The 5,435-nt window shown below is 57.6% G+C and carries 6 protein-coding genes and 3 pseudogenes; 1 reads left to right on the forward strand and 8 read right to left on the reverse strand.

Translation table 11 applies throughout. From position 1 onward, the window contains the following. Window positions 1-78: 78 nt before the first annotated feature. From FC814_RS22035 to FC814_RS22060, 6 genes and pseudogenes are all read right to left on the reverse strand, one after another. A pseudogene (locus FC814_RS22035) lies at window positions 79-303 on the reverse strand (hypothetical protein); the annotation flags it as partial. Further along, window positions 300-1,019: a plasmid SOS inhibition protein A gene (locus tag FC814_RS22040; RefSeq protein ID WP_001276261.1), complete on the reverse strand. Its 720-nt coding sequence runs from the start codon at window positions 1,017-1,019 to the stop codon at window positions 300-302. The gene FC814_RS22040 and the pseudogene FC814_RS22035, both read right to left, overlap by 4 nt. Next, the gene (gene psiB, locus FC814_RS22045) at window positions 1,016-1,450 is read right to left on the reverse strand and encodes a conjugation system SOS inhibitor PsiB (RefSeq protein ID WP_000845897.1); all 435 of its coding nucleotides are present in this window, start codon (window positions 1,448-1,450) and stop codon (window positions 1,016-1,018) included. Before psiB ends, FC814_RS22040 begins: the two co-directional genes overlap by 4 nt. Before the next feature lie 54 nt (window positions 1,451-1,504). Beyond that, window positions 1,505-3,463, reverse strand: coding sequence for a ParB/RepB/Spo0J family partition protein (locus FC814_RS22050; RefSeq protein ID WP_001749200.1), 1,959 nt, complete (start codon window positions 3,461-3,463; stop codon window positions 1,505-1,507). A gap of 61 nt (window positions 3,464-3,524) precedes the next feature. Continuing rightward, window positions 3,525-3,758: a DUF905 domain-containing protein gene (locus FC814_RS22055; protein ID WP_001042948.1), complete on the reverse strand. Its 234-nt coding sequence runs from the start codon at window positions 3,756-3,758 to the stop codon at window positions 3,525-3,527. Window positions 3,759-3,814: 56 nt separating this feature from the next. Then, window positions 3,815-4,342: a single-stranded DNA-binding protein gene (locus tag FC814_RS22060; RefSeq protein WP_001276121.1), complete on the reverse strand. Its 528-nt coding sequence runs from the start codon at window positions 4,340-4,342 to the stop codon at window positions 3,815-3,817. Between the two features lie 368 nt (window positions 4,343-4,710). Here FC814_RS22060 and FC814_RS23365 point away from each other — a divergent pair. Continuing rightward, a pseudogene (locus tag FC814_RS23365) lies at window positions 4,711-4,779 on the forward strand (pilus protein); the annotation flags it as partial. 333 nt (window positions 4,780-5,112) lie between these two features. Here FC814_RS23365 and FC814_RS22075 read toward each other — a convergent pair. Together FC814_RS22075 and FC814_RS23370 are read right to left on the reverse strand one after the other, a co-directional pair. Then, window positions 5,113-5,304 carry a hypothetical protein gene (locus FC814_RS22075; RefSeq protein WP_001027516.1) on the reverse strand — a complete coding sequence of 64 codons (192 nt, stop codon included), beginning with the start codon at window positions 5,302-5,304 and terminating at the stop codon, window positions 5,113-5,115. Next, window positions 5,301-5,435: pseudogene (locus FC814_RS23370) on the reverse strand (hypothetical protein); the annotation flags it as partial. The gene FC814_RS22075 and the pseudogene FC814_RS23370, both read right to left, overlap by 4 nt.

Raw genomic sequence — 5,435 nt, forward strand, 5'->3', positions numbered from 1 at the left:
CGTGGCTGCAACCCTACTAGCTCAAAATTTATTCACACATGGTTACGCTTTGGGGAAATTATGAGGGGATCTCTCAGCACCTGGTATCTCTGTGCGCAACAGTCCTTTCCTGTACAGTAGCTGCAGCAGATCAATCTGCGACCGCACTGCAACTATCAGTACATAACGGACAATATTCGCACTGGCGGTGGTTTCTGTATCATTCAGCAGTTCCTCCGGATCATTACCACCGGTATTGCAGAGCAACGGCAACAGAGGTCGCATCCACACGGGAACCTGATATTGTTCGTCTGATTTCATCATATTGCGTTCTCCAGCTTGTTCGGGATCATCCACTGCTCAAGTGCACGTACCTGTACCGGTGCACCACGACCGGCCTCACCGGCTTCAAAAATCAGCCGCCAGAGTGGTTCCTCCTGCCAGAAAAACCGGTCAAATGATGACAGTGATGGAAAACGCCCGCACCACCCCCAGAAAATCGTTTCCAGATCATGCTCCTCAACAACACCAGACCAGCGGGACAACCAGCTTCCGACCGTGGCGGGAGTATGAAACGCAAGGTCAATCTGCGCCTGAGCAAAACATGTCTGGTATTCCAGTTCCCGTCGTTCTGCCTCACGTTCCCGCTGGCGGCTGTATTTCTGCTCTGTCAGCGTGGTTTTCTGACGACGCCGCTCACCTTCACGAAAAGGAACGGACGGGAACAGACGATGCCCCGCATCGGATGGCAGGGGAAGAACACAGACTTCACCAAAACTTTCAATCAGTTTATCCACGGCAGCCAGCCACAGGAGACGGTTGCCATGAAATTCCTCCTTCGTCAGCGCAGGAGCAAAAAAGCGGAGATCGGTCAGCGAAATCCGGCGACTGCCATTCAGGCAGCGAAAGAAAGCGCTGGCATAAGGCCATGCTGAAAGTGTGCGTCCCTGACGACGACGTTGTTCGGTGACAGCCACAGCCTGCATGGCGGCCTGTTGCTCTGCGCTGAGGGGGATCAGTGCCCGTGAACGTGCGCTCATGCCTGACCTCCTTCTGCCATCAGGATATGGATGATGTCGTTAACACTGTACCCCTGCGCATCAAGTGTCGCGGCAAGCGCCAGCGTGTGACTGATAGCGACAGGCGTGAAGATATGTTGCACCTGAACGACGGCGAAAGGCTGTCCACCACAATTCACCAGAACCAGCATCCAGAGCTGAGAGACGTCTCCCGGCGAACATAATGCCAGGTGGAAACGTTCGTGGGCTGGCGTGAAACGAACCTGGACGGGGAAAAAGCCCCCGAACTCACTGCCATACTCTCCGTTCATCATCCAGTTAGCCGGTGCGTCCACTTCACGCATCACCTCGTGAGTGAGATTACGGCGCATATCGCTTCCCGCAGCACGGATATCTTCATATTCCTGTGCGTTCATGGACTGCAGGGCATTCAGGGTCAGTTCAGTTTTCATCACGGTATCTCCCTTGCTGCCGCCCCGTCTCCGGCGGGGCGGTGTGGTTGTTCATCAGGCGGCATCAGCCAGGTTAGCGGTGTGTTCAGTGGCATCCGTCTGTGGACGTGGTGCACACATCCAGCCAGGCACCCAGCGGTTGTCTTTCATATGGAACTCTGCATGTTCAGCCGCATCGCCTTTCTTCATTTTCTCCGCGTCCCGTGCGGCACCGGACAGTCCGGCCTCATTCAGGGCTGCGATAATCTGCGGCTGTTTCAAGTGTCCGAAGAAGTTTGCTTTTGTCGGCTGCCACCAGTCGCGCATGTGAAAGCCGATGGCGGTTTCCAGCGAGTCCAGCGGACTGCGTGACGTGTGACCACACTCACGGGTCTGAACGCCGTGGATGCTGCATGCAGTGCAGAAACTGAGCAGGGATAACAGAACCTCCTGGCTGAGTGACAGGAACGTCGTCATGTCCCGTTCCCATTCATCCGGCAGCAGGGCAGCAAGGCGAAAGTGCTCTGCCATCAGCGCCATGAATGCGGTACCTTCCTTCCCTGACGGCGCAGCGCTGGTCAGTGAGTAATGCCCACATTCCAGGTAAATTCTGGCGGGACTACTGTACGCCCCGCTGCCAAACACATTCAGGCAGAGCGTCCATGCCAGCAGTGCCAGAGATTTGTCCGGTTGCTGCATGAGTGCCGCCTGGACTGCCAGCGTGCGTTCGGAAGACATTTTCGTCAGCAGTGGCAGACTGATTTCCTCCACTGATGCTTTCTCCTGCACCTGTTCCGTGCGGTCAGCGTCGTCAGCCACGTCATCCTCACTGCGCAACTGCACACCACGCTGGACACATACGTTGCCATAACACCAGGACACCACCACACCGCTTCCGGCACGTATCTCCGGCGTCCACGCCCTGACCTTCGCCATGCAGCGCATCAGCTTCATTTCTGCTTCCAGCAGGTCGGATTCCTCACACTGATTTTCCAGCGCGTCGTAACGCGTCATCAGTTCGTTCAGGCGTTCTTCTTCCGCCTCCGTCAGCACCGCTTCCGGCTCCGGCAGACAGCGGTATGTTCCGGCATCCTCACGGCACTCACCGACAGGCTCCATGCGCCCGGCGCACCACTCCCAGCCTTCGGCTTCCCGAAGGTACTCTGCGACAGCCTGGAGTTTTTCCAGCAGAGCAGCATCAAGCGCCACACGGTCCACATAACCGTCCCCGTCATCGCTGAACAAATCAGTACGCAGTTCGTCAGGTGAGAAAGCATCAGCCCCCACGAAGCGGAATTTACTGTTCCCCGCCACCGCCACTTCACTTTCCGTAATCAGATTGCGGATAACCCGCACATCCGGTTTACCGCCCCATCCCGACTGACAGGCAGCTTCAAACACCTGCACCTGACGCGCGGTGTCGTTCTCCAGCGCCAGCGCCTGACAGTGTTCTGTGGTGATGCGGTCTTCTGCCAGCGCATCGAGGATGACAGGCGCAAGGTCTGCCAGTTTCAGCATTCGCTGAACGTGGCGGGGTGAATAGCCCAGCAAATCACCGATTTGCGCAGGTGTTTTGCCTTCCTGCGCCATTGCGCGGAATCCGGCAATCTGTTCGGCAGGGTGCATATCCCGACGATGACCGTTTTCAGTCATTGATGCCGCCGTCGCCAGTTCCTGCGGAATAACCTTCACGCGTACAGGCCAGTCAGCCGTAAGGATGTTGCGCTCTGCCAGCATGTTGAGTGCTGCCAGTCGGCGACCGCCTGCGGCGACACCGTAACGGTCACCTGGCAGGGCATGAACAACCAGATTCTGTAACAGGCCGACACCTTTAATGGAGTCCGCCAGTTCGCTGACGGACTCCGCAGAATACGGCACCGTGCGCACATTCAGCGGTGACTTAATCAGCGAGGCCAGCGGCACGCTCACTTCCTCCGTCTGCGCCAGCAGGGCAGACAGGACGGTTTCCTGCGTTTTTGCAGATTTACGGCTTGCTTTGCGGGTGGTGTCTGGTTCAGACTTTACTACTGACATGATTATTCCCCTTACGGTTTAGTTAATGTCTGCCGGACGTCATCCCCGTCCGGCACCTCTCTTACTTACGAATGCCGAAATCCCTGATGTACCGGTTCATCCAGTACCCGGCACAGTCCTCAAAATTCCAGGAGCGCCAGATCAACGTGCCATCCTGACGGACAACCAGGCGAAAATGCGTTCCCTGATCATCCTCGATAAAGACATTCCGGTACTGTGTAACAACGGTTTCAGCACACTCGCGGGTGAATGCCCCATCGGGTAGTTCCTGAATCATTTCATCGGATTTGTTCATCATCGTTCTCCGGTAATGCCCCACACATGGTGGGGCTGTCAGAAAAATCAGCCAGATCAGAATGGCGCATCATCGTCGAAGCCATAAGGAGGTTCTGGCTGTTGTTGAGGCTGAGGCTCTGGCTGCGCGGCCTTACGTCCACGGCCTTTCGTTTTCGCGCCACCTTTTTTCGTCGCGTCAGCACTCTGTGGCTGCCCATTCTGCTGAGGCTTCGGTTGCGCCTGAGCGTTCTGCTGTGGTGCACGTCCCAGCATCTGCACGGTGCCCGTGGTCTTAACAAGAATTTCAGTGACGTAACGGGTGATACCGTTATCTTCCCAGCTACGGGTGCGAAGCTGACCTTCGATGTAGACCTGCGCACCCTTGCGCAGATATTCACCTGCCACTTCCGCGAGCTTGCCGAACAGCACCACGCGGTGCCATTCCGTCTGCTCCCGCATCTCCCCCGTCTGTTTGTCACGCCAGCTTTCTGATGTGGCCACCTGCAGGTTTGCCACTGCGCCCCCGTTGGGGATGTAACGGACTTCCGGATCATTGCCCAGACGCCCGACGAGGATGACCTTGTTGATACCACGTGCACTCATAAGAACCTCCTGACTGAAAGATGTGAGATAAACCGGATACCGGCGACGGGACGTTCATGTGCCCCTTCAGAGGAGCGAAAGCTCCTCCTGCCGTCCACTTCTTCGGGGTTTCTCCCCGCAGTGGACCTTTCCGATGGGGGCCCGTTTACCGCCTCACGGGACAGCTGTCCGGGGGCGGACGCAAAATTTTTTGCCGGGTTCATGGCTAAAAATTTTGTGGCCGGTGCATCTCACCCTGGACAGATGGAACGGGAGGGGGTTACGTCTGCCCCCCGGAAAGTCCACAGCGGGAAACAGGCCGCAGGGGTGGCGGCAGGAGGGAGGACTGCTGCGCCATCAGGCGCAGTTTCCTCACACACCGTCAGGTGTGCAGGGAGCGCAGGTCACGGCGCGACAGGGGCGGCGCGACCGTAACGGTCGCTGCAAGCCCGGGTTTTCACGCATCGGACCGTAGCGGCAGCCCGAAACCGCGCCAGCGGGTTCGGCGGAGACTGGCGGGTGCGCCAGCAGCTGCCTGTCGGAGTCGGGCCTGACGACCGGATGCCGCCAGGCAGCCGGGAGCCGAAGTGGGCGCAATAAAAGACAACCATAAACGGTGACAGTGTCACGGAATATCACATCTATTCCTGGCATACAGCCATACACTACCTTCTGACCGGAAAGCCGGGCCGGCAGCGCCGCAGGCGCTGCACCCCGCGTTTCCGGCAGGCGTCAGCCTGCCAGGGGTTTTCGCGCGGGCTGACAGGCGGCCTCCACCGCCTGCCCCTGTATCACCTGTTTCTGCTGCCCTGTAAGATGTAGTGACCGCCCAGGAAAACCGCCTGCTGATTCGCCACAAAATCGCAGATTTCATCAACAATCTGCGCGGTGGTGAGCGGTTTCTGCCCCATTTCACGACGCCGCGCATTAATCACGGCCCTGTAATTACGCAGAATTTCGCGGGTTTCTGTGCTGATATTCATGACATCGTCTCCCCGTCCAGCGCCTGTAACACAACGTCCATTGCTTCGCGTTCCTCCCTGACGAATGCGTCACCGTCGCCCCCGTTCTCACTCCCGACGGCATACAGGCGCTTCATTTCACTGCCTGCCAG

Origin of the sequence: Escherichia sp. MR (assembly GCF_005280595.1) — a bacterium.
Classification (GTDB): domain Bacteria; phylum Pseudomonadota; class Gammaproteobacteria; order Enterobacterales; family Enterobacteriaceae; genus Escherichia; species Escherichia ruysiae.

What these genes read in the sequence shown, in the direction of transcription:
- FC814_RS22040 (WP_001276261.1), bottom strand. Translation starts at nt 1,019, where the DNA reads ATGAGCGCACGTTCACGGGCACTGATCCCCCTCAGCGCAGAGCAACAG.
- psiB (WP_000845897.1), bottom strand. Translation starts at nt 1,450, where the DNA reads ATGAAAACTGAACTGACCCTGAATGCCCTGCAGTCCATGAACGCACAG.
- FC814_RS22050 (WP_001749200.1), bottom strand. Translation starts at nt 3,463, where the DNA reads ATGTCAGTAGTAAAGTCTGAACCAGACACCACCCGCAAAGCAAGCCGT.
- FC814_RS22055 (WP_001042948.1), bottom strand. Translation starts at nt 3,758, where the DNA reads ATGAACAAATCCGATGAAATGATTCAGGAACTACCCGATGGGGCATTC.
- FC814_RS22060 (WP_001276121.1), bottom strand. Translation starts at nt 4,342, where the DNA reads ATGAGTGCACGTGGTATCAACAAGGTCATCCTCGTCGGGCGTCTGGGC.
- FC814_RS22075 (WP_001027516.1), bottom strand. Translation starts at nt 5,304, where the DNA reads ATGAATATCAGCACAGAAACCCGCGAAATTCTGCGTAATTACAGGGCC.